Below are 23,667 nucleotides of genomic sequence, written 5' to 3'. Positions count from 1 at the left end.
TCAGTGTTGTGCTGCGCGCGACGAGGGTATTGCCAGCAGACGGTGGTAACGCTGCGCGACGAGGGTTTCGCTTGGCGACGCACATCGGGCTACGCGACGCGGAGAAGGCCTGGCGACCTAGGAATACCCTGTGTGTCAGCCCGCCGCCGGGCGCCCCCGACCTAAGTGCACCGGACCTTAGCGCCTTCGACCTTAGCGGGCCGGAGCTTAGCGGACGTTGTCGCTTTGCTTGTTTGCAGCTGCGAGTTCCGTCAGGAGGTCGCGGATTTCCACGAGGAGCGCGGTGTCGGCGGGAATCGGCTCTTCCTCGGGCTCTGCGATGGCGGCGCGGCGCTTGGTCAGTTCGTTGATCTTGTTCATCGGTGCGACGAAGATGAAGTACACCACGGCGGCCGTGATGATGAAGGTCACCATGGCCGTGATTACTGCGCCGAAGTTCACGAATGTCTTGGGGTTGTCGGGCCAGATCGCGAAGCCAAGGCCTTCGGCGTTTACGCCACCGGCGGCCGCGACAACCGGGTTCACGATGTTGGTGGTGAACGCCGCAACCAGAGCGGTGAACGCGGTACCGATGACCACTGCGATGGACAGTTCGATGATGTTGCCGCGAAGGACGAAGTCCTTGAATCCTTTGAGCATGGGTGACCTCCGGGGGTATCGGTACTGGCGTGTCTGTGCCGGTCTATCGGTAAACGGGATGTGGCCGGAATGGTGCTCAGCCCGGCACGGGTAACTGGAACGACCCTATCAATCGAAGCGCCCACGACGCCTCTCCGCCGCTCCCGTGCCATTCCATTGAACGGAAATCCATGCACCCTCGTTGGGCTGCCCAACGTAAGCTCGAAGCGGATGCCAGTGCCGCCGTCGGGCAGTATTATCCGCAGAAAGCGCGTTGCGCGAGACGCAGAGGGAGGCAGGCGATCCATTGGGCGTCCTGGCAGAGATGTTCCGGATCGGTCCGGGCAACAAGGACCATCACCCGGCGCTTCGCTGTGCCGTGGGGGTGTTCGTCCCGCTGATCGCGCTGACGCTGATCGGGCGCCTGGACCTCGCCGTGTTCGCTTCCTTTGGCGCCTTCACCGGGATTTACGGCCGGAACGAACCACATAGCCTGCGCTTCCGGAGCCAACTGCGGGCTGGCGGCCTGATGCTCGTTGTCATCCTGTTGGCGACGTTGACCGCTCGCGTGGCGCAGCAGTGGGGGATCGGCGCCGTCGCTTATTCGTGGTTCCTGACGGCGTCGACGACGGCGGTTGCCGGCGCTTGTTCGCTAATCGCCGCATGGTGGCGGCTCCGTCCGGCTGGATCCCTGTTTCATATCTTCGCCTTCGCGGCAATAGCCTCGATTCCGGCGCAGCCTCCCCTTGCGGAGGCCATGTTGGTCGCCGTGTTGACCACTGTGCTGTGCTTGTTGATCGGCATGTCTGCGCGAGTGGTCAAGAGCCACAGGACTCCATGGAAACGGCCCCCGCGGATCCGGCACACCGGGCCCGAACGGCGGGCGGCGTGGCTTGAAGGCGGTGGTTACCTTGCGGCCGCAGGGCTCGCCGGCACCTTGGCTACGCTGGTTGGCGAACGGCTCGGTTTCGGGCACACCTACTGGGCCATGGTGGCGGCCGTGGTTCCGCTCGTCGGCCATTCCACGCGGCACCGCATCCGCCGCGGCATCCAGAGGATCGCCGGCGCTGTGCTGGGTTTGCTGCTGCTCGCCGGAATTTTGTGGTTGAACCCTGTGCCGTGGGAAATGGTGTTGGTCATCGCGTTGTGCCAGTTTGGCGCCGAGCTGTTCATTGCCCGCCAGTACCTCTTGGCGCAGGTCTTTGTGACGCCGCTTGCCTTGATTTCCACCTTGCTTGTGGCGCGGGTGGATCCGGGCTTGTTGCTGCGGGACCGCATTGTGGAAACGGTGATCGGCGCGGCTGTAGGTGTCGCCGTAGTGGTGGCTCCGGCGGTCTGGCGGCGCTGGGCAAAGCGATGAAAGTGGCGGGCACCGCAGTAGCGGCGTCCTGGCCTCAGTACACGTCGCGCACGTAGCGTTTCTTGGCGGCGAGGTGCTTGAGGTACGCCTTGGCTTCGATTTCGCTTAGCCGGCCGTGGTCCATCGCAATCGCGGCAAGGCTCTTGTCGACGTCCTTGGCCATCCGGCTGGCGTCGCCGCAAACGTAGAAGTGCGCTCCGGCTTCGAGCCACCGCCAGATCTCGGCGCCATGCTCACGCATGCGGTCCTGCACGTAGATCTTCTCTGCCTGATCCCGGGAGAACGCGAGGTCCAGGCGGGTCAGGAACCCGTCGGAGTGCATGGCCGTGATTTCGTCCCTGTAGTAGAAATCGGTCTCGGCGTGTTGCTCGCCGAAGAACAGCCAGTTCGGTCCGGTGTGGCCCAAGGCCTGGCGTTCGTGCAGGAATCCGCGGAACGGGGCGATTCCGGTTCCGGGACCGACCATGATCATCGGGGTTTCGGATGTAGACGGCGGGCGGAAGTTGCTGGCCTTCTGGATGTAGATGGACACGTTGTCGTCTTCAACATGGTCCGCCAGGAATGTGGAACAGACCCCGAAACGAGGCGTGCCTTCGCAGCCGTACCTGACAGCCGAAACGGTGAGTTGGACTTCGCGGGGGTCCGTTTTCGGGCTTGAGGAAATCGAATACAGGCGCGGCTGCAGCGGCTTGAGGACCGTGAGCCATTCGTCGGCGGTGGCCCGCACCTTCAATGACTTCAGGACGTCCGCGGGTTGCCGGGCCCAGAGCCACTCAGCAAGTGCCGCCTTGTTTTCTGGCCGCAGCAAGGAGGCCAGTTCCTTGTCGTGAGTGCGGTCCACGACGAAACGAAGGAAGTCAGGAGTGATCTTGGTGATGTCGAGGCGTTCGCGCAGCGCGGTTTCGAGTGCCATGGTGCCGTGTTCGGGAAGGGTCACCGGCGTGCTCCGGTCCAGTCCCGTGCGCTCAAGCCATTCTGCGACAAGGCGGGGGTTGTTCCTGGGCCAGACGCCAAGGGCATCGCCGGCCTCGTAGCTCAGGGAACCTTCGGGGAGGTGGAAGCCGAATTGGCGGACGTCCTTCGACGCTCCGGGGCGGCTGAGGCTTTCGTTGCGGACCAGGAGCGTGGAAAGCGGTGCTTTGCGAGTGAACCCGGAGGGTTCCGCGGAGCCCGGTTCAACAAGGTGCGGGACTTTCGCGGGAGCGGGCGCTGGCGCGGCTACGGTGGCCCTGCCCTCGGAAGGTACTCCGAGTGGCGCCGCTAGCGCCGTGCCGGGCTCGACGTCGGCCGGGGCCTCGGTAGCGAGGGCCACCTGGATCGTTGCGAGCCAGTTTCCGGCCGGTTCTTCGAAATCGGGTTCGCAATCGGTCCGCGGAGCGATCCGTGTTGCTCCTAGCTCGGCGAGCCGGGCGTCGAGTTTGCGGGCATAGCCGCAGAAATCGTCGTAGCTCGAGTCGCCGAAGCCGAGCACCGAGTAGCGGGTTCCGGCAAGCGTCGGCGCGCTTTCGGCGCTGATCGCATCCCAGAACGACGAACCATTGTCCGGGGCTTCGCCGTCGCCCGTGGTGCTGGTGACGATCAGCAGTTCGGCCGTCCCTGCGAGGGTGGCGACGTCCACGTCGTCCATGCAGCGCATCTCAGCTGGCCGCCCGGCGCCGCTGAGTTCTGCCGCGCATTGGGCGGCGAATTCCTCGGCGTTGCCGGTCTGGGAAGCCCATAGGACCAGGACAGGAGGCGCTGCGGGTTCCTGCTCGGTAGACGACGACGGCGGAGCGGCCGGCGCGGGCGCGGGTGCCGGCATCGCCGGGGTGCTGGTAGCCGTGGCGGCTTGGGGGCGTACGACGGCGGGTCCCAAGGTGCTGGGTTCCAAGGCTTCAGGGCCGGGGACGTAGCTGCGGGAGTACATACCCGCGAGCATGCCGTCAACGAACATGCGCGTGGCGGAGTCGAAGGGTGCGTTGGCTGGCAAGGCCGGAGCGCCTCCCGTGAGGCTTGCAGCTCCTGCGTCCAGCGCGGCGAGCATCCCGGACAGGTAGGCATGCCCTGCAGGGGTGAACTGCGGAGCGGGTTGTGCTTGGTGGCCCAGGATCCGTGCGAGCACTTGTCCTTGTGTCACTGCTGCTACCTCCATGGCTGGTGCCGGACCGATCGGTTCGTGGTTCGAAGCTGGCGTCGCCGGTGCCTCGGCTGCCCCTGCTGCGGCGTATTCCACGGCGGGGGCACTTTTGACCTTGCTCAAGGTGACGGCGCACGCCTTGAACTCGGGTTGCTGGGAGATCGGGTCGATCGCGTCGTTGGTGACGGCATTGATGGACAAGTACTCGCCGAAGACGTCGTTCCAGTGGAACGGTGCGAAGCAGTTGCCTGGCCGGACCCGGTCCGTGACGACGGCGGGCAACACTGCCCTGCCGCGCCGAGAAGCGACCTCCACCTGGTCTTTGTCGACGATTCCCAGCCGATCGGCGTCGTCCGGGTGGATTTCGACGAACGGTCCGGGATTGAGCTTGTTGAGCTTGGCGACCTTTCCCGTCTTGGTCATGGTGTGCCACTGGTGCGCGAGCCGGCCCGTGTTGAGCAGGACCGGATAATCGTCGTCGGGCATCTCCGCCGGGGCCATGTGCGGGCGGGCGAAAAACGAGGCCCGGCCGGACGCCGTCGGGAACGCCAACCGCGGGACGGTGCCGTCCTCCCGGACCAGGAGCTTCTGGCTCACCCCGTCGTTGACGTACCGGATCGGGTTCCGATCGCTGCCGTCGGCAGTGGCTGCGGGCCACTGCACCGGGGTTTCACGCAGCCTCGAATAGCTGACGCCGCGCAGGTCGTAACCGGTCTTCGGGTTCCAGAAGTCCTTGATCTCTTCGAACACCTCCTCGGCGTTCGCGTAGCTGAACGCGTCCGCGAAGCCCATTTCGCAGGCAACCCGGGCAATGATCTGCCAGTCCGGCAACGACTGGCCGGGCGCCTGGGTGGCCGGCTGGAACAGCGTCAGGTTGCGTTCCGAGTTGATCATGACGCCTTCGGACTCGGTCCACAACGCTGCCGGAAGCATGACGTCGGCATATTCGTTGGTTTCGGTCTCGCGGAAGGCGTCCTGGGTGATGACAAGCTCCGCCGCTTCGAGGCCGGCCAGGACGGTCTTCCGGTTCGCCACGGTGGCCACCGGGTTGGTGCAAATGATCCAGCAGGCCTTGATCTGTCCCTCCGCCATGCGCTGGAACATGTCGATGGTCCCGGCCCCGGTTTCGGTACGGATGCTTCCGGCCGGGATGCCCCAGGCCTTTTCGACGAACTCCCGGTCCTCCGCGTTGATGGCCGCGCGTTGCCCGGGAAGGCCGGGTCCCATGTATCCCATTTCGCGGCCGCCCATCGCATTCGGCTGGCCGGTCAAGGAGAACGGGCCGCTGCCCGGACGGCAGATCGCGCCGGTAGCCAAGTGCAGGTTCACGATTGCGTTGGTGTTCCACGTCCCGTGCGTGCTTTGGTTCAAGCCCATCGTCCAGCAGCTCATCCATTCCCCGGCCTCGCCGATCCACTGGGCGGCCTGGCGGATGTCTGCTTCGGGGATGCCGGTGATTCCGGCGACTTTCTCTGGGGTGTAATCGGCCAGGAATTCCGGCATGGCTTCAAAGCCCTCGGTGAATTCGGCGATGAAATCCGCGTCGGTGTGCCCGTTCTCCACCAGGAGGTGCATCAGGCCGTTCAAGAGCGCGAGGTCCGTCCCAGGCTTGATCTGCAGGAAAAGGTCGGCCTTGTCCGCGGTGTTGTTCCGGCGCGGGTCCACGACAATCAGCTTCGCCCCGGCTTTGACCCGGTCCATGAGCCGCAGGAACAGGATCGGGTGGCAATCGGCCATATTCGCCCCGGCCACGAAGAAAACGTCGGCCTTGTCGAAATCCTGGTAGGAGCCCGGAGGGCCGTCCGCGCCGAGGGAGAGTTTGTATCCCGAGCCTGCACTGGCCATGCACAATCGGGAATTGGATTCGATCTGGTTGGTTCCGATGAAGCCCTTGGTGAGCTTGTTGGCCAGATACTGCGCCTCGAGCGACATCTGCCCCGAAACATAGAGGGAAATGGCGTCCGGGCCGTGAGTATCAAGGATGGCCCGCAGTTTCCGTGCGGTATCGCTGATCGCGGCATCGACGTCGAGCGCCTTGGGCTCTTCGCCCCGGGCGCCGCGGATGAACGCTGTTTCCATGCGTCCGGGACCGGCGAGCATGTCCGCCGTCGTGGCACCCTTGGTGCAGAGCCGACCGAAGTTGGTGGGGTGTTCCTTGTTCCCTATGGACTTGATCGCACGGGTACGTCCGGTCTTCGGGTCCTTGCCGATCTCCAGGACCAACCCGCAGCCGACACCGCAGTAGCCGCAGAGCGTCTTGACGGTCTTTTCCGACGTACCAGCCAATGCCCCACTCCCATCCCCGTGCGTGCCTCCGCCCCGGAAAGGGCTTGATCCATTGTCAAATCTGGAGAATGCGTTCCGTTTTCCCTGCCATTGCAAGTTTGTAAACACTTTCAAACCGGGGCGTTGGAGCGGGTGTTAGTGGTGGAGGGTCGTGCGGGGTTGGGGTGCGGGTTTCGGCGGGGCGGCGCTCGCCGCCGGTTGAGGCGGTAGGTGATTTCCGCCGTCGGGCTTAAACAGCGCTGGGGTGCGGGAATGGACATGTCCATTCCCGCACCCCAGGAAAGCGCTCCTAGAAGGCGAGTTCTTCCGCGGTGGCTTCCGCTGCCGCGGTGGGAGTCGGGGCGTGTCCGCGGAGCGGGACGTGGCGGATGAACATCGCCAGGACGAACCCGACGGCGGCCACGATTGCGGCCCACAGGAACACGCTCTGGATGCCGTTGGTCACGGCGGTCTTGAACAGGTCCTGGATGGCCTGGGGCAATTGGTGCAGGGCTGCGGGCGTGATCTGTCCGCTCTGGTGGAGTCCGCCGCCGCCACCGTTGCCCATGGTGTCGGTGAGGCGATTGGCGTAGATCGATCCGAGGACCGAGATTCCGAGGGAGCCGCCCATGTTACGGGCGAAGGTGCTGGTACCGGTTGCGGCGCCGATGTCCGTGATCTGCACGCTGTTCTGGGCGATGAGGTTGGTGGTCTGCATCATGCAGCCCATGCCTGCGCCGAGCACGGCCATGTAGACGCCCGACTGCCACGCCGGAGTGTCCAGGCCCATGGTCGAGAAGAGATACAGTCCAACAGCCATGAGCGCGGACCCGATGACCGGGAGCGACTTGTAGTGCCCGGTGCGGGTGATGACGAGGCCGCCGCTCAGCGAAACCACCATTGCGGCGATCATCATCGGCATCAGCAGGAGGCCGCTGTTGGTAGCGGACTGGCCCTGGACGTACTGCTGGAACTGGGGCAGGAAGGTGATGCCGCCGAACATGGCGAACCCGACGATGAAACCGAGAGCATTCGCGAGCGAGAAGTTGCTGCTGTTGAAGAGGCGAAGCGGGATGACCGGTTCGGCGGCTTTGTTTTCGATCACCAGGAAGACGATGAGCCCGACGGCGGCAATCGCGCCGAGTCCGATGATTTCAGGCGAGTTCCAGTCGTACTGGCTTCCGCCCCAGCTGAGCATGAGCACGAGTGCGGTGATCCAGACGGTCAATACTGCGGAGCCCCACCAGTCGATGCGGACCTTCTCCGTCCGGTTCTGCTTAGGCAATTTGAGGGTGAACCAGCACACCACCAAGGAAAGGATGCCGAGGGGCAGGTTGACGTAGAACGCCCAGCGCCAGGACGCGTTGTCCGTGATGAAACCGCCCAGCAGCGGGCCGCCGATCATGGCCAACGGCATGACGGCCATCATGATGCCCTGGTACTTGCCGCGTTCGCGTGGCGGGACCATGAGCCCGATCGCTGCCATGATTCCGACCATCAGGCCGCCTGCGCCGAGGCCTTGGAATGCGCGGAAACCGATGAGCTGCGCCATGTCCTGGCTCATTCCGCAGAGCGCCGATCCGAGGAGGAACACGGCGATCGACGTCATGAAAGTGCGGCGGTGTCCAAAGATGTCGCCGAGCTTGCCCCAAATCGGCGTAGCTACGGTAGACGCGAGGACATATCCAGTGGTGACCCACGCGAGATGGTCCATTCCACCGAGTTCACCGACGATGGTCGGAAGTGCCGGGGCAACGATCATGTTGTCCAGTTGGGCTAGCAGCATGGCAATGATGAGCCCGCTCATGGCGGTCACGATCTGCCGCGGCGATAGCCGGGCGGGCATTGGATCCTGTTCAGCTTTCATGCGTTGGAGTCCTTAGGAAGATGTCTTTGCGGTCCACTTACCGCTCGGTTAGTATGGTACTTACCGGCCGGTTAGTTGGCAAGCCGGCTGAGTATCAAGGAAAGTACGCACATGACACTTTTGAGCGACGCGACTGTTCCGTCGGTGGGCGGGACCCGTGCAAACATCCAGGCGGTCGCCCTGCGCCTCTTTTCCGAGCAGGGTTACGAGTCGACGTCGATGAGGCAGATCGCCGAGGAACTTGGTTTTACCAAGGCCGCGCTCTACTACCACTTCAAAAGCAAGGAAGACATTGTCCGCGCATTGATGGAAACCATGCGCGGGCAAATTGCCGACCTCGTGGTTTGGGCGCGGACTCAGGAGCCCAGCGCGGAATTGCGCCGGGCCGTGATTGAGCAGTGGACCGCGATCGTGCATGCCCAAGGACTGCGCATGTTCCGTTTCCTCGGCTCCAACTACCGGCTTGTCAGGGAACTCAAGTCCGAAGCCGGACAAGAAGAGGGGATGGCCGCCGTCGTCGCGGAGCTTTTCGCCGTCCTCACTCCTCCCGGTGCCAGCGTGGAAGATCAGTTGAGGGTCCGATTCGCCCTGCTGACCATCAACATGCTTGGGATGGCTGCCCGCGATGTCGACGCCGACGAGGAAGACATCCTCGAGGCCGCCGCCCGGATTTCAATGGGCTTGCTCCCTGCCGGATTCTGAGGGCGTGCGTGGCCAACTCGGCGTCCGGCGATTCCGTGGTGGACCGGATAGTGCGGATCATTGAGGCTTTTCCCGAAGGTTCGTCGTCATTGCGGCTTTCGGAACTGGCTGCGACGGCGGGACTGCCGCTCACCAGCACGCATCGGCTGGTCCGCCAACTCGCCGAACACGGGCTCCTGGAACTCGGTGCCGCCGGCAACGTCCGCTTGGGCATGAGGCTCTGGGAGCTCGTCAACCGCAATTCGCCTACTTTGGCGTTGCGCCAGGCCGCGGTTCCGTTCATGGAAGACATCCAGCAGGTGCTGAACCAGAACGTGAACCTTGCCGTCCTGGATGGTTGGGAGGCATTGTTTGTCGAGCGGTTGTCCCGCAGGGGTTCGGTGGCCAACCGCGCCCGCGTGGCCGGCCGCATGCCCGTCCACATTTCCTCGGTCGGGCTTGCGCTTATGGCCAACCAGCCCCGCGAGCGTCAGGCGGAGTACCTCGAACAGTTCAGCGACCCTGCCGGCAGGGTGACGGCCGACGTCGTGCGCCACCTTCTCGCCGAAACCGCCCAGCAGGGCTATGCCCAGCTGGCGGGCGCGGTGGATCCGGACACGTGGGGGATCGCGGTGCCCGTCCGCAACATGAAGCGGCGAACGGTGGCAGCGCTCGGTGTGGTGGTTCCCCTCGCGGAAATGCGCCTGCAGGCGCTGGTGCCGGCCTTGCAGACGGCGGCTCGAGGAATTGGCCGGCGACTCGCCGAATAATTCCGTTGATCGGAATTCGGCTAACGCCTCGCATGGGGCGCGCGTCACACTGGTGTGCATTACCGGACTCCGGAACCGCACTCCAACCGCACTCCGCAACGAAGCGAGGAACCGTGGCACGCAAAGTCATCACCACCCAAGTGGCCATCATGGGCGCCGGTCCGGCCGGCCTCATGCTCTCCCACTTGCTGGCAACATCGGGCATCGAATCGATCGTGATCGAAGTCCGCAGCCACCAGCAGATCGCCGAAACCGTCCGCGCGGGCATCCTTGAGCACGGCTCCGTGAACCTGCTCGTGGACAGCGGCGTTTCGGACCGGGTGCTGCGCGACGGCGACCGCCACGACGGCATCGAGCTGCGCTTCAATGGCGAAAGCCACCGGATCGATTTCAAGGAACTCGTGGGCGAATCCGTGTGGCTTTACCCGCAGACCGACGTTTTCATCGACCTCGCCGCACGACGGAATATCGACGGCGGCGACGTCCGGTACAGCGTCACGGACACCACCATCGACGATCTTGAGGGCAGGCCGACGGTCCGGTTCACCGATGCTGACGGACAGGACTTCGAGATCCAGGCCGACTTCCTGGTGGGCGCCGACGGTTCACGGAGCCACTGCCGCTCGCAGATTCCCGAAGCGAAGCGTAAGCGGCACTTCCACGAATACCCCTTCGCCTGGTTCGGCATCCTCGCCCAAGCCCCGCGGAGCTCCGACGAACTCATCTACGCGAACTCCGCGAACGGCTTTGCCCTCATCTCCCAACGCACCGAAGACGTGCAACGCATGTACTTCCAGTGCGACCCCAAGGAAAACGTGGCCGATTGGGACGACGAACGCATCTGGTCCGAATTCCGCAAACGCATCAACGGCAACGGCTTCGAAATCAAGGAAGGCCCGGTCCTCGAAAAAATGGTCTTGCCGTTCCGAAGCTTCGTCCAAACCCCCATGCGCCACGGTAACCTGTTCCTCGCCGGCGACGCCGCGCACACCGTCCCTCCGACCGGCGCCAAAGGACTCAACCTCGCGCTTCACGACGTCAAGGTGCTCTTCGAAGGCCTCGATTCCTTCTACGGCAACGGATCTTCTTGGTTGCTGGATTCCTACAGCGACCGCGCCCTGGAACGGGTCTGGAAAGCCCAGCATTTTTCCTACTGGATGACTTCGATGCTCCACACCGCGCCGGACGCCGACGATTTCAGCCGCGCCCGACAGATCGGTGAACTCCACTCCGTAGTCTCCTCCCGGCATGCCCGGGCGTACCTGGCGGAGTCGTACACGGGCTGGCCTGGGGAGGGGTAGGGTTTGCTGGCGACGCGGGGTTTGGCCGGCGACCCGCGCATAAATCTCGCAATTGCCTATATATGCACGGTACTTGGGTTGCCCGCCGTGGGGACCTATGCGAGCCTGGAACCGCCAGGGTGCCGGTGCCGGATGCCCCAACTGGCTTCCCAAACGTCCCCGGGTTCGAGCCAACGAAGCCCTTCACCGCTGTTGAAAGCGTCCGCGGGTGCTGTCATCGGTTCGACGGCGACGGCGGTAACCATGCCGCCGGTGGTGGCGAACTCGGTAGTGGTGAAGGCCTGGATGTACCCGAAGGAGGCGTCCATGAACATCTGGACCTGGCTTCCGTCCGGTGCTTCGAGGTAGTGCACGGAGCGTCCGTCGGCTTCGCGGCGGACGCCACTCCACGCGTCGTCGAGGTCCACACGACCCACCAACTGGCCAGTGCGGAAGTCGTTTTTCGTGCCTTCCACGTCCGTGGTGATGCCGCTCGGGTTGAGGCGTTCGTCCACCTCGATATGGGTATCAGCGTTGATGTACAGCGTGAGCTCTTCTGTCGGCACCGTACCGAGCCGGAGGAACGGGTGCGCACCAATCGCAACCGGCGCCGCATGACTTCCGGTGTTTTCAATCCGATGGGTAACGAGCAGACCGTCCTCGACGAGTTGGTAGCGGACCGACGTCGCGAGTTCGAAGGGGTACCCCGCCTGGGGCGAGATCCCGACGGCGAGGGTGATGCTGTCCGTGGTGCGCGCTGAGACGCGGTAGGGGGCACGTGTCAGCAAGCCATGGAGGGCGTTACCCAGCTCGGGTTCAGTGATCTCCAACTGCTGGACGACGCCGTCGTATGTCCATGCGCCGCCTGCCACTCGATTGGGCCACGGAACCAATACCCACCCCGAGCACCAAGGCGGTTGGGCATCGGTGGGGTAGTCCTGGATGAGTTCGATGCCGTCCACTTGCAGTTCGCGCAGGCTCGCGGCGACCTCAGTGACTACGACCCGCTGGCTTCGGCCGCCAAGGGTGGCCCTGAGTTCGTGATGCTCGCCCATGGGCGATGTAATGCCGGCGCCTACCGGGGACGATGAAGCGGCTGCTGACACTTCGTCGCCTGACGGCGCTGGGGAGGGCGGCGCGGTGTTAGTCGGGGAGGACGGCATGGACAAAGTCGACCTTATTCAAGGGAAGAGCGGACAAGGTGCCGGCAGGGTCAGCGAGGAACTGCGTGAAGGCGAGTTCGGCGGCGCCGATCATCATCAGATCCGAACCGAGGGCGGCGCGGTGGATCTTGACTTCGCCGGACGGGCCGTCCATCGCTTGGGACTCGATGAATGCTTCGAGCGTGCCCGGAGATAAAGAGTGCAGGACGCCAAGAAATCCGCCCAGAACGATCGACTCGGGGTTGAAGGTGTTCACCACATTGCGGAGCGCGATGCCAAGATACTCGAGCTGGCGGTTCACTTCCGCGGCAACGGCTTCGCTCAGGTTCCCACTGAGGGCCGCCTCAAGTTGGCTGGCATCTCCTCCACTGAGCCCGGCTAGTTCAAAGAGGGATGATTGCGAGACTTCGGTTTCGAGGCAGCCGGTGGCGCCGCAATGGCACGGTTTGCCGGACGTGCGTACGAAAGTGTGCCCAAGCTCCCCGGCGTAGCCTGATGCGCCTCGAAGCAACGCGCCACCAGCAATGATTCCACTGCCGATACCGCTGGCCCCGCCGTTGAGGTAGATCAAATTGCGCTGGCCGGCGCCCGCGCCGAAAAGGAGTTCGCCCTCGGCGCCGAGGGAGGCGTCGTTTGCAGCGTGGCAAGGATAGCCGGTGGCCTCGCTGAGCATGCTTGCCACCGGTTCGTTCAGCCAACCCAGATGCGGAGCGTGCCGCACCACCCCGTCCTCAAGGTTGACTAGTCCGGGTACGGCGATGCCCACCCCGGTGATCCTGTAGGCCGTATCGAGCTCGGACCGCATCCCCGCAATGACTGCTGCAGCGATGTTCACAGCTTCCTTGGCCGTGGGGATCCTCTCGGTTTCGAAGCGGATCTTCTTCTGGACTTTTCCGCCGAGCCCGACCAAACCGATAGTTACAGCGTCGATCTCCGGGTTCACCGCCAAAGCCGCGATGGACGGCCGAGGATGGACGATGGGGCTCGGCCTTCCCACTTGGGCCTCCCCGGAGGGTGCTGCCTCATAAACCACTTCGAGATCCACCAGCTGCCCGATCAGCGTGCCTACCGTGGAACGGTTCAGCCCGGTCTGTTTAGTGAGTTGCGCTCGGCTGAGCAGGCCATTGTGATGGATCAATGAAGTGAGCAGGGCCAAGTTGTTGCGGCGTGACGGGTCCGGCTCGCTGGCTAGGGCGGGACTGCGGGTTGGGGAGGGCATCATCGCGACAATATCAGCTCCCGAACACCGTGCGGTCGAGGAAGTCGTTACGGAACTTTCCGGACGGGTCGAGGCGGTTTGCCAAAGCGATGAAGTCGGCGAAGCGCGGATACAAGGGAGCGATTGCGGCAGCGTCCGCGTTGAAGAGTTTGCCCCAGTGCGGCCTTGTTGCGAAGGGCGCCAGCTCTGATTCGATCAGCGGCAGGATGGCCTCGACGGCCGGCTGATCCTGGCGCCACGTGAAGTGAAGTCCAATGCCGTCGCGGCCGTAGTTGGCACTCAACCAGAGGTCGTCAGCTGCCACCGTGCGGATCTCGCCGACGAGGAGCAGGGGAGTGACGACGTCGGAGAGCCTCCGCATGGTTCGCAGGGCCTCGACCGCGTGCTCGCGGGGAACCAGATATTCGCTTTGCAGTTCTTCGCCCTGGCTCGGAGTGAATTCCATCCGGAAATGGGCGAGCCGATCGGACCATTGGCCGGGAACACCAAGCTGCTGCGTGCAGTTACTGCCCGATACGCCCGGAAGAGGGTGGCGGGCTTCGGTGGCGGGGGTGCCGCCGAAGAACACGTCCGGAACCGAATCGCTGCTGCGCCGTTTCAGCCATGCCTGACCGATGGTTTCGCCGCTCCAATCAGTGAAAAGGCTGACGCTGTAAGCGGAGGACGTGACGTTGTCGAAGTCGTCGAGTACACGCTCCCAACTGAGGTTTTCGAAGACATTCTGGGCGACGTCAAAGCTCGGCTGAATGTCCAAAGTCAGTTCGGTGACGATGCCGAGTGCACCCAGTCCCACAACCATGCCGGCGAAGTCTTCGTCCCCGCGGCGTGCGGTGAGGAGATTGCCGTCCGCCGTCACCATTCGGAGGCCAGCGACAGCCGCGGCCAGGTTGGCGTTGGCGTCCCCGGACCCGTGGGTTGCGGTAGCGACGGCGCCGGCGATGGAAATGTGCGGCAGCGAGGCCAAGTTGTGGAGGGCAAAACCTTGGCGCTGAAGTTCCGCCGCGAGCGTCCCGTAACGGGTGCCGCCGCTCACCGTAACTGTCATGTTGGCAGCGTCTATCCGGATGTCCGGCTCCAGACGGTCAAGCACCGTGAGAGTGCCCGCCGAATCCGCAATGGAATTGAATGAATGCCGGGATCCGAGCGCGCGAACTCGTTGCGCGTCGGCCACGAGTGACTGGAGTTCGGCCACGCTCTCCGGATGGACAATCCGAGGTGCCAGGTAGCTGTAGTTTCCTGCCCAGTTGCGTTCCGCCACCAGCTGATCAGTCACGGTTGATTCCTTCGTTCCGAGGACCTGCGTCCCTATTTGATGTCCTCAACAACATAACAGGGTCGGTCCGCGTGCGCCAGGGTTTTTCGGTGATTTTTGATCCTGAAGATTCCGGGACGAAGTGGTTGACATTCGCAGAATACATAATATGTTTGGTAGCGAAACAATTCGTTTTTCGCTAACCCGCTCGTCAATCCACCGACCCGCGGCACCCGACACAACCACCCGGAGCATTCAATGGCGATTCAGCCCACTCGCGAAGACAAGTTCTCATTCGGCCTATGGACAGTTGGGTGGGAGGCCCAGGACCAGTTCGGTTCGGCCACCCGCCCGCCTCTCGACACTGTGGAAGCGGTGAACAGGCTCAGCGACCTCGGTGCCTACGGCATCACCTTCCACGACAATGACCTCTTCCCTTTCGGATGCTCGGCCGCCGACCGCCAGCGTGAGATCGACCGACTGAAGGGTGCCTTGAAGGCGACCGGAATGGTGGTTCCCATGGTTACCACTAATCTGTTCAGCCACCCGGTCTTCAAAGATGGGGGCTTTACGAGCAATGACCGCGGCGTCCGTCGCTTTGCCCTGCGCAAGGTGCTCGACAATATCGACCTCGCGGCGGAACTCGGCGCCGAAACTTTCGTCATGTGGGGTGGCCGCGAAGGCAGTGAATACGACGCAGCAAAGGACATCCGAGGAGCGCTGGAACGCTACCGCGAGGCCGTGAACCTCCTTGGCGACTATGTGACTGACAAGGGCTACAACATCCGTTTCGCCATCGAGCCGAAGCCGAATGAACCCCGCGGTGACATCCTCCTTCCCACCCTCGGCCACGCCCTTGCATTCATCGAAACCTTGGAACGCCCGGAACTCGTGGGCATCAACCCCGAAACGGGACACGAGCAGATGGCCGGCCTTAACTTCACCCACGGAATCGCCCAAGCCCTCTACCAAGGCAAGCTCTTCCACATCGACTTGAACGGCCAGCGAAGCATCAAGTTCGACCAAGACCTTGTGTTCGGCCATGGCGACCTGCAGAATGCGTTCTCCTTGGTCGATCTGCTCGAAAACGGCGGCCCTGACGGTGGCCCGTCTTACCAGGGCCCGCGGCACTTCGACTACAAGCCCAGCCGGACCGAGGACATCAACGGTGTGTGGGACTCCGCTGCGGCGAACATGCAGACCTACCTCCTCCTCAAGGAGCGCTCGAAGGCGTTCCGTGCCGATCCTGAGGTCCAGGCCGCACTTGAGGCTTCGCGCGTCTCGGAAATCAACGAACCCACGCTGAACCCGGGCGAGGGCTACGAGCAGCTGCGGGCCGACAAGTCCTCCTACGAAGACTTCGACGCCGATGCCTACTTCGGTGGCAAAGGCTTCGGATTCGTGAAGCTCCAGCAGCTTTTCATCGAACACCTTCTCGGAGCACGCTGATCTCATGACATTGGTTGCCGGGGTTGATTCCTCTACTCAAAGCTGCAAGGTAGTAGTCCTGGATGCGGAAAACGGTGCGCTGATCCGCGAAGGCCGGGCGAGCCACCCGGACGGTACCGAAGTGCATCCGGAAGAGTGGTGGCGGGCGCTTTCTGAAGCGTTCGACGACGCCGGCGGACTGTCTGATGTCAGTGCACTGTCCGTCGGGGGCCAGCAGCACGGAATGGTGCTGCTGGACCGCGACGGGAACGTGATCCGGCCGGCCCTGCTGTGGAATGACACGCGATCTGCGGGCGCGGCCAACGACCTCATCTCTGAAGTGGGCGCCGAGGACTTATCTCGAAGGACCGGGCTACTTCCGGTTGCGTCCTTCACCATCACCAAAGTCCGGTGGGTACGGGATACCGAACCCGAAAGCGTGGCAAAGGTCGCCGCCGTCGCCTTGCCCCACGACTGGCTAACCTGGCGGCTGCGTGGCTACGGTCCAGCTGGTGTGAGTCCGCTCGGGCCTAACCTCGACGCCCTGACCACGGACCGGTCAGATGCGAGCGGTACCGGATACTGGAGCCCCCTGACCGGCGGCTACGACCTCGACCTCTTCAAACTGGCGTTCGGCCAAGACGCCCGGGAAGCCTCGGGCGGTTCACTCGACGGAGGATCGCCTCAGCCGGGGTCGACGACGGAGCCCGCTGAAGGCATCGTCATCCTGCCACGAGTGCTCGGTCCTGGCGATACCGCAGGCCGCATTCACCCTGACTGCTTCGGACCTTCCGGAACTGGAAGCGGCGACGGCAACGGAATCCTGCTGGGCGTCGGCGCGGGCGACAACGCCGCCGCGGCACTGGGCCTCGGTGCCAAAGCCGGCGACGTCGTTGTTTCCGTGGGAACAAGCGGTACGGTGTTCGCCGTTGACTCTGTTCCAGCACATGATGCGAGCGGGACCGTGGCTGGCTTCGCGGACGCCAGCGGCGAGTACCTCCCGATCACGGTGACGCTGAACGCGGCACGCGTGCTGAGCTCCATTGCCGGAGTGCTCGGCGTGGATTTCGACGAACTCTCCAAGCTCGCCCTCGAGGCCGAACCGAGTGCGGGCGGTGTAGTGCTCGTGCCGTATTTCGAGGGGGAGAGGACTCCTAACCTGCCCCATGTGAAGGCGAGTTTCCACGGCCTCAGCATCGCCTCCACTACCCGGCCGAACATCGCGAGGGCGGCGATTGAAGGAATGCTGTGCGGGCTCGCTGGCGGGTTCGACGCGCTGTGTTCCCAGGGACTGCGCGCCGAACGGCTGCTGCTGATCGGCGGTGCAGTCCAGAATCCTGCGGTGCAACGGATCGCGGCGCAGGTCTTTGAGCTCCCCGTCGTGGTGCCGAGTCCGGGTGAATACGTTGCCCGAGGCGCAGCCGTCCAAGCCGCGTGGGCGCTCGCAGGATCGCGGCCAGACTGGCCCGTGGCGTTGGATGCCGCACCGGAGCCGGACTTCAAGGGCCACATCATTGAGAACTATGCAAAGGCCGCCGCGCTGGTGAGCGCGGGATTTGTAGGGTCGTGAGTAAGTTGGTGGGCGCGGGATTTGTCGGGTGGTGAGCAAATTCGTGAGCCGGGGGGTACCGGCTGGTTGGCAGAGGTCTCCGCTGAGCAGCCACGCGCCTGAGCCAGCCACGCCCCCAACAGACACGCGCCCTAACCAACCCGCCCCAACCAACCCGCGCCTTAACCAATCAGGGGGAATCCCGCGAGGAGCTGCTGGAGATGCATGACTTGGCGCGGTATGTACTCCGCGATCGTGAGGCCGACGACGTCGGCCTCTGAGTTGATGTCGGAGACGACTCGGCGCGCCTGGGCGCTCGTGAGGCCACCTAGGTCAGCGCCGAGTCCGAGCTGGATTTCGTTCGCGTCAATGGTGTCCACATCGAAATGGATGGCAACGCGCGAAGCCTCCGTACTACGCAGCCACTCGAGGAGGGACGTGCTCTCGGGCCGGAGTTGCTCGGGCGGGAACACAGTGATTCCCCATTCCTTGGCTAGCGCAGGCAGGGAATCATCGGTCCAGTCGTGCATTCCCACCAAGGCCATCCTGCTTGCCGGGATGGTCGCGGGGAGCCGGTCGAGGATTTCCTGGTCGCCGTGCCCGGTGAGCGCGGACACCACCATCGCGTGGTACCCCGGGTAAGAGCTCTCTCCTGTGCCCATGTCCGGGTGGGAATCGATCCAGAGGATGGCTATATCGGTTCCATACTTGTCGATCAGTGCGGAGAACGGCGCCATGCTGACCCCGCAGTCACCGCCCAGGGTGGTGATCCGCTCAGGGGAATGGTCACGAATGATCGCAAGAGCGGCATCAAGCTGATCGAGAACCGCGGCCTTCGCTTCGATCCCATCCCGTTCCTCAAGGCCGGAGTTGTCCAGGTCGACGGGCACCACGGCAGTCGGCCCGTCATGTTCCGGCAGTACCGCCTCCAAGACCTTCGTGCCTACCGTGTAACCCCTGCGCGCAACATCGAAGGGAAACTCCGGCGCGAGGTCCCGAACGCTCGAAGTTCCCGCGCCCTGCCACTCCGGCCACACAAGGCGAAGGTGTGTAGCTGGTGAGGAATCACTCTGCATGGTTTGTCTCCTTCAGGGCCCGCCAGCCCCTGAAGGAGCCGCCAGGAAGCGCCACAATCGCCATCAGCATAGAAGAAAAGCGGCGGCGCATTCACGCGCCGCCGCTTCAGGTCGACCGCCGCCTCAGGCAGCAGGCTTCCAGCAAGCCTTACCGGCTCACCCCAGAGCCGAACCAGCCCCACCGGCCGGACCCCCACCAACAGAAACCCCGCCCGCCAGGGCCACCAGCGGGACAGGCTCAGGCCGTGCCACGGTGCTGGCGATGGCGATGGTCGAGCCACTGTGCGCTGATGCGAGCACGGATTCCATGACCTCGAGCGCGTGGTAGGCCAATTGACCGCCCGCCCGAGGCTCGCTCCCGGCGGCAGTCGAGGCGAGGTCGGCGATGCCGTAGCCGCGTCCGGAGTCGAGGTACCCGGCCGAGACCGGCAGGGTCTCCCAGGCGTCGGAGCCGAGCGCGAAGAGCTGCACGTCGCCGTCGAAATGGTTGGGATCGGGTACTGCGAGGCTGCCGTGGGATCCGTGGACCTCGATATTCGCCGACTTCGACTTGACCGCGTCGAAGCTCATGAACAGGGTCGACAAAGCACCGGAGGCATGGACGAGGACGCCGGTGACGTGTGAATCGATGTCCACCGGGATTTCCTCGCCTTCGCGCGGGCCCGAACCGATGACGCGTGTCGGGCGGGTGTGGCTTGCCGCGCCAACAACCGATACCACCGGCCCAAGCAGGGTGACGAGGGCGCTGACGTAGTACGGGCCCATGTCCAGCAGGGGTCCGCCGCCGGGCTGGTAGTAGAAGTCGGGGTTCGGGTGCCAGCGTTCGTGCCCCGGGGTGACCATGGTGGCGGTGGCGGAGATCGGCGCACCGATGAGGCCGTCGTCGATCGCTTTGCGGGCCGTCTGGATCCCGGTGCCGAGCACGGTGTCCGGGGCGCAGCCGACCATCACGCCGGCTTCCCGGGCGGCATCGAGCACCAGCCGCGCTTCGGCAGTAGTGGCGGCCAAGGGCTTTTCGCCGTACACGTGCTTTCCGGCGCCGATCGCTTGCAGGGCAATCGGTCCGTGCGCGGCAGGGATGGTGAGGTTCAGGACGAGTTCGACGTCGTCCGCCGCCAGGAGTTCGTCCACGGACAGGGCGCGAACGCCGTCGTAGGATTCCGCCACGGCTTGCGCCCGTGCAAAGTCGAGATCGGCAACGGCGACCAAATCAATCGCGTCCAGGCGGCGGAAGCTCGCCAGGTACTGGGCGATGATGGCGCCACAGCCGATAATGCCTACTTTCAGCGGCTCGCCCATAGGAGGCCCCTTTCGATGATGGTGCGGACGTTGGCGTCCTGGAGGATTTCGACCCGGTGGCCTGGAGTGCACACGAAGATTCGGCCCGAACCCCATTGCCGGGTCCAGATGGCCGGGGAGGTCACTTCGCGGTGCCACGGATCCCATTCGCGGACCTTCTGCGTTGTGGTGGCCAGGACATCGATGTAGTCATCGGCCAGGACCCAGTACTGTTCGGTGACGAGTTCGAAATCGCTGATCCCTGCGGTGATCGGATGCGAGGCAGCCGCGGGGAGCATGTTCACCGTATAGGGGACGTAATTGTCGGACTGCTCGCCGGTCCGCTCGTCCGGGTGCTTGCCGGGATGGCAGGCGAACTGGCCGCCGATGAGGTGGAGGTAGTCGGAGGTGTTGCGGTAGGAATCCGCGATTCCGCCGTGCCAGCCGGCCAAGCCCGTTCCGTTCTCGACGGCGGTGCGCAGCCCCTCGAACTCGTCCTTCTCGATGGTGGACATCGTCATGCATTGCATGACCAGGTCCACCGAAGCCATATATTCCGTATCGGCATATATCTTGGGTGATTCTTCCACCCTGACCTCGTACCCATTCCCTCGGAGGTATGGAATGAACAGTTCGGTGGCCTCGATCGGCTGATGGCCGTCCCAGCCGCCCCGAACCACGAGGGCGGTCTTCTTCTCAGTCATGCTTCCTCAATTTCAGTTGACTTTGGTCCAGCGGGATTCTTCGCTGGCGCTGGTTTCGACGGCGCTCAGGACGCGCTGGACTTGCAAGGCGTCGGCGAACGACGGCGAGGGCTGCTCGCCTGCGCCGATCGCGGTGACGAGGTCCACGACTTGGTGGGTGAAACCGTGTTCGTAGCCCAGGCCGTGGCCGGTGGGCCACCAGTTGCCGACGTAGGGGTGTTCGGGTTCGGTGACGAAGATCCGCCTGAACCCGGCGTCCGGGGATTCGGCGGCGTCGTAGAAGGACAGCACGTTCATGTCTTCGAAGTCGAAGGCGAGCGAGCCGAGGGAGCCGTTGACTTCCAGTCGCATCGCGTTCTTGCGTCCCAGCGCATACCGGGTGGATTCGAAAACCCCGACGGCGCCGGGCGAGGTGCCGTCGCCGTCGAACCCGTCGGGAGAAAACCGTACGCTGAAGATCGCGGCGTCATCAACGGTGACCGTCCCGCGGGGCGCGTCGGCGTCCGTGTCGCCGTGCCCGCCGAGGCCTACGAGGTTCCCGGCCAGGGGGCGTTCGTGGACGAAGGTTTCCAGCACGGCGGAGACGCCGGTGATGTTCTGCCCGGTGACCCATTGGGCGGCGTCGATCGAGTGGGCGCCGATGTCGCCAAGGGTCCCGGAACCGGACTTGGATTTGTCTAGGCGCCACGTCATGGGCGCGTTCTCGTCGCTGAGCCAGTCCTGCAGGTACTGGGCGCGCACGTGCCTGATCTGCCCGAGCCGGCCTTCGGCGACCATGCGCCGGGCCAGTGCCAGCGCTGGAGTGCGGCGGTAGGAGAACCCGCACATCGAAAACACTCCGCGCGCGGCGGCATCACGGGCAACTTCGGTCATGCGTTCGGCTTCTGCCACTGAGTTCGCCAAGGGTTTTTCGCACAAGACGTGCTTGCCCGCCTCCAAGGCTGCGATCGCGATCTCCGCATGCGTATCCCCGGGAGTACAGATATCGATCAGGTCGATATCGTCGCGCTCGATCAGGCGCCGCCAGTCCGTCTCCACGGAGTCCCAGCCGAGCTTGGCAGCGGCGGCCCGGACGCCGTCGTCGTTCCTTCCACACAGCGCGGTGAGCCGCGGGTCCAAAGGCAAATCGAAAAACCGGGGCGCGGTCCGCCAGGCGTGCGAATGCGCCGCACCCATGAACGCGTAGCCGACCATGCCCACACGCAAAGGTTTGGGGGTAGCCATAGGGAGTCCCTTCTACTTGCTGAAGCCGGCGGTCAGGCCGCTGATCAGTTGGCGCCGGGCCACCACGTAGATGACCAGCAGGGGCAAAGTGGCGAGTACCACCGAAGCCAGGACGGCGGGGATGTTGACGCTGAACTCGCCCTGGAATGTCCACAAGGACAACGGCAGGACGCGGGTGGACGGGCTTTGCGTCAGGATCAGCGGGAAGAGGAAGCCGTTCCAGACGCCGAGCGCGTTGTAGATGCCGACAGTTACGACGGCGGGACGCGTCATGGGCAGCGCGAGTCGCCACATCATCGCCCAGTCCGAGCAGCCGTCCAGCCGCATTGACTCGAACAGTTCGTTGGGAACGTCGCGCATGAAATTGCTCAGGATGAGCACCGAGATGGGAATGGCGAACGCGATGGACGGCAGGATGAGGGCGAGCAAGGTGTCGTAGAGGTGGGCTTTGGTGATCATCCAGTAGATGGGGATGATCGTTGCGTGCAACGGGATAGCCAGGCCCAGGAGGAAGAGCTTGTTGGTCCAGCCCAGGAAGCGGGACTTGCCCCGGACAATCGCATAAGCGGCCATGAACGAGACCAGGAGCGCCGGAACCACGCTGCCCACAGTGACGAGCAGGCTGTTCACGAAATACATGGCGAAGTCGTTCTCGAGCACCAGTTTGTAGTTGTCGAGGGTTGGCTCGGCGGGCGGCAGCATCGGGTTCGAGGTAAAGAAGCCGGCCTGGTTCTTGAGGCTCGTGACCACCACGTAGTAGATGGGAACGATGATGACTGCGAGCCACAGCCAACCGCCCAGGCCTCCCAAGAAGTTGGGACGTGCACGTCCGCGGCCGCGACCCTGTTTGGACGGCTTACTGCTGGGTGCCACGCGGGTTGCCGGCGGCACCGGGATCTGGGTTGTGGAGGCCATCAGGCACCTTCCAATTGGCTTGCGTTGCGGTTCTTTCCACCGAGCCTTTGCAGGATCAGGGCCAAGGCGAGGCCGATCACCACGAGGATGACGCCCAAAGCGCTGGCGGCTCCCATGTCGTTGGCCTTGAATCCCGTGAGGTACATGTGCAGCGGTAGCAGTCGCGTTGAGTAGCCGGGGCCGCCGCCGGTGAGGACGAAGACAAGGTCGAAGTAGGCCAGCGAACCGACCACCATGAGCGTGGACGACGTGATGATCGTGTATTTCAGCTGGGGCAAAGTGATGGCGAAGAACTGCTGGACGCGGCCGGCGCCGTCGATCTGGGCGGCTTCGTAGAGCGAGGCCGGAATCTGCCGGACGCCGCCTTGGTAGATGAGCGTGTGGAACGGGACGAACTGCCAAGCGATGACAAAGACCACCACAAACAGCACCAGGTCCGAGTTCCCGAGCCAGTCCTGGGCCAGGAACGGGATCCCGAGCCCGGGCCCAAGGCCGAAGTTCGGATCAAGCAGGGCCTTGTAGGCGATCGCGACGGCGGCCGAGGACAGCAGCAGCGGAACGAAGTAGAGCACTGCGAGGACTGCCCGGTACTTCTGGGAAGCGGAAGTGAAAACGCCGAGCAGGAGGCTGATGGGTGCTTGGACGATGAACGAGAAGAACATGATTTTGGCTGTGACCCACAGGGCGTTGCCGGTGACCGGATCAGTCAGGACCGTGGTCCAGCTGGAGAAGCCATCCAGCTTGATTTCCCCCAGCCCGTCCCATTTCGTGAAGCTGAGGAAAAAGACGCCCGCCAGCGGAATGATGGCGAACAAAAGGAAGAAGAACAGGGCCGGGGCGGCCAGCCATCCGGACGGGCCCCTTTCGAGGACCCGTCGGGAAGAAGCGGAAGAGACAGACAC

General features: G+C 63.9%; 18 protein-coding genes. 6 read left to right on the top strand and 12 right to left on the bottom strand.

What is annotated here, in order from left to right; translation table 11 throughout:
• Positions 1-207 precede the first annotated feature (207 nt).
• Positions 208-639 carry a large conductance mechanosensitive channel protein MscL gene (gene mscL, locus E1809_RS14235; protein ID WP_133204898.1) on the bottom strand — a complete coding sequence of 144 codons (432 nt, stop codon included), beginning with the start codon at positions 637-639 and terminating at the stop codon, positions 208-210.
• 286 nt (positions 640-925) lie between these two features.
• On the opposite strand from mscL, the gene E1809_RS14230 reads away from it, so the two are divergent.
• Positions 926-1,978, top strand: a complete 1,053-nt coding sequence (locus tag E1809_RS14230; protein WP_235835605.1) for an FUSC family protein — start codon at positions 926-928, stop codon at positions 1,976-1,978.
• Positions 1,979-2,012: 34 nt separating this feature from the next.
• Here E1809_RS14230 and E1809_RS14225 read toward each other — a convergent pair whose 3' ends face one another.
• Together E1809_RS14225 and E1809_RS14220 are read right to left on the bottom strand one after the other, a co-directional pair.
• Positions 2,013-6,380: a bifunctional nitrate reductase/sulfite reductase flavoprotein subunit alpha gene (locus E1809_RS14225; protein ID WP_133204897.1), complete on the bottom strand. Its 4,368-nt coding sequence runs from the start codon at positions 6,378-6,380 to the stop codon at positions 2,013-2,015.
• 289 nt (positions 6,381-6,669) lie between these two features.
• A complete protein-coding gene (locus tag E1809_RS14220; protein ID WP_205754194.1) occupies positions 6,670-8,226 on the bottom strand; it encodes an MDR family MFS transporter in 1,557 nt (518 codons plus the stop codon).
• A gap of 111 nt (positions 8,227-8,337) precedes the next feature.
• On the opposite strand from E1809_RS14220, the gene E1809_RS14215 reads away from it, so the two are divergent.
• The 3 genes from E1809_RS14215 (at position 8,338) to E1809_RS14205 (ending at position 10,978) form a co-directional block, all read left to right on the top strand.
• Positions 8,338-8,928: a TetR/AcrR family transcriptional regulator gene (locus E1809_RS14215; RefSeq protein ID WP_133204896.1), complete on the top strand. Its 591-nt coding sequence runs from the start codon at positions 8,338-8,340 to the stop codon at positions 8,926-8,928.
• Positions 8,929-8,936: 8 nt separating this feature from the next.
• On the top strand, positions 8,937-9,677 hold the full coding sequence (locus E1809_RS14210; protein WP_133204895.1) for an IclR family transcriptional regulator: 741 nt from the start codon (positions 8,937-8,939) through the stop codon (positions 9,675-9,677).
• 113 nt (positions 9,678-9,790) lie between these two features.
• Positions 9,791-10,978, top strand: a complete 1,188-nt coding sequence (locus E1809_RS14205; RefSeq protein WP_133204894.1) for a 4-hydroxybenzoate 3-monooxygenase — start codon at positions 9,791-9,793, stop codon at positions 10,976-10,978.
• A gap of 95 nt (positions 10,979-11,073) precedes the next feature.
• On the opposite strand, the gene E1809_RS14200 is transcribed toward E1809_RS14205, so the two are convergent.
• From E1809_RS14200 to E1809_RS14190, 3 genes are read right to left on the bottom strand one after another with little or no spacing between them, the layout of a single operon-like run.
• Positions 11,074-12,063, bottom strand: a complete 990-nt coding sequence (locus E1809_RS14200; protein ID WP_235835601.1) for an aldose 1-epimerase family protein — start codon at positions 12,061-12,063, stop codon at positions 11,074-11,076.
• Positions 12,064-12,100: 37 nt separating this feature from the next.
• Entirely contained in the window at positions 12,101-13,342 is a 1,242-nt protein-coding gene (locus E1809_RS14195; RefSeq protein WP_133204892.1) for an ROK family protein, read from the bottom strand.
• A gap of 10 nt (positions 13,343-13,352) precedes the next feature.
• Positions 13,353-14,612: an FAD-binding protein gene (locus E1809_RS14190; RefSeq protein ID WP_235835600.1), complete on the bottom strand. Its 1,260-nt coding sequence runs from the start codon at positions 14,610-14,612 to the stop codon at positions 13,353-13,355.
• Between the two features lie 237 nt (positions 14,613-14,849).
• On the opposite strand from E1809_RS14190, the gene xylA reads away from it, so the two are divergent.
• Together xylA and E1809_RS14180 are read left to right on the top strand one after the other, a co-directional pair.
• The gene (xylA, locus tag E1809_RS14185) at positions 14,850-16,040 is read left to right on the top strand and encodes a xylose isomerase (protein ID WP_133204891.1); all 1,191 of its coding nucleotides are present in this window, start codon (positions 14,850-14,852) and stop codon (positions 16,038-16,040) included.
• Between the two features lie 4 nt (positions 16,041-16,044).
• Positions 16,045-17,589: a xylulokinase gene (locus E1809_RS14180; protein WP_133204890.1), complete on the top strand. Its 1,545-nt coding sequence runs from the start codon at positions 16,045-16,047 to the stop codon at positions 17,587-17,589.
• A gap of 161 nt (positions 17,590-17,750) precedes the next feature.
• Here the strand turns inward: E1809_RS14180 and E1809_RS14175 are convergent, their stop codons facing one another.
• The 6 genes from E1809_RS14175 to E1809_RS14150 all read right to left on the bottom strand — a co-directional run bounded on the left by E1809_RS14175 (position 17,751) and on the right by E1809_RS14150 (position 23,667).
• Entirely contained in the window at positions 17,751-18,644 is an 894-nt protein-coding gene (locus E1809_RS14175; protein ID WP_133204889.1) for an arginase family protein, read from the bottom strand.
• Positions 18,645-18,800: 156 nt separating this feature from the next.
• Positions 18,801-19,943 carry a Gfo/Idh/MocA family protein gene (locus tag E1809_RS14170; RefSeq protein ID WP_133204888.1) on the bottom strand — a complete coding sequence of 381 codons (1,143 nt, stop codon included), beginning with the start codon at positions 19,941-19,943 and terminating at the stop codon, positions 18,801-18,803.
• A complete protein-coding gene (locus E1809_RS14165) occupies positions 19,928-20,626 on the bottom strand; it encodes a ThuA domain-containing protein (RefSeq protein WP_133204887.1) in 699 nt (232 codons plus the stop codon). The genes E1809_RS14170 and E1809_RS14165 overlap by 16 nt, the downstream gene beginning before the upstream one ends.
• A gap of 12 nt (positions 20,627-20,638) precedes the next feature.
• Complete coding sequence (locus E1809_RS14160; protein ID WP_133204886.1) at positions 20,639-21,850, bottom strand: Gfo/Idh/MocA family protein; 1,212 nt, start codon at positions 21,848-21,850, stop codon at positions 20,639-20,641.
• A 12-nt stretch (positions 21,851-21,862) separates the two neighbouring features.
• Positions 21,863-22,765 carry a carbohydrate ABC transporter permease gene (locus E1809_RS14155; protein ID WP_133204885.1) on the bottom strand — a complete coding sequence of 301 codons (903 nt, stop codon included), beginning with the start codon at positions 22,763-22,765 and terminating at the stop codon, positions 21,863-21,865.
• Positions 22,765-23,667: a carbohydrate ABC transporter permease gene (locus E1809_RS14150; RefSeq protein ID WP_133204884.1), complete on the bottom strand. Its 903-nt coding sequence runs from the start codon at positions 23,665-23,667 to the stop codon at positions 22,765-22,767. Before E1809_RS14150 ends, E1809_RS14155 begins: the two co-directional genes overlap by 1 nt.

The organism is Arthrobacter terricola (assembly GCF_004354015.1).
GTDB classification, from domain to species: domain Bacteria; phylum Actinomycetota; class Actinomycetes; order Actinomycetales; family Micrococcaceae; genus Arthrobacter; species Arthrobacter terricola.
This window is presented reverse-complemented; position numbering and strand designations above follow the sequence as displayed.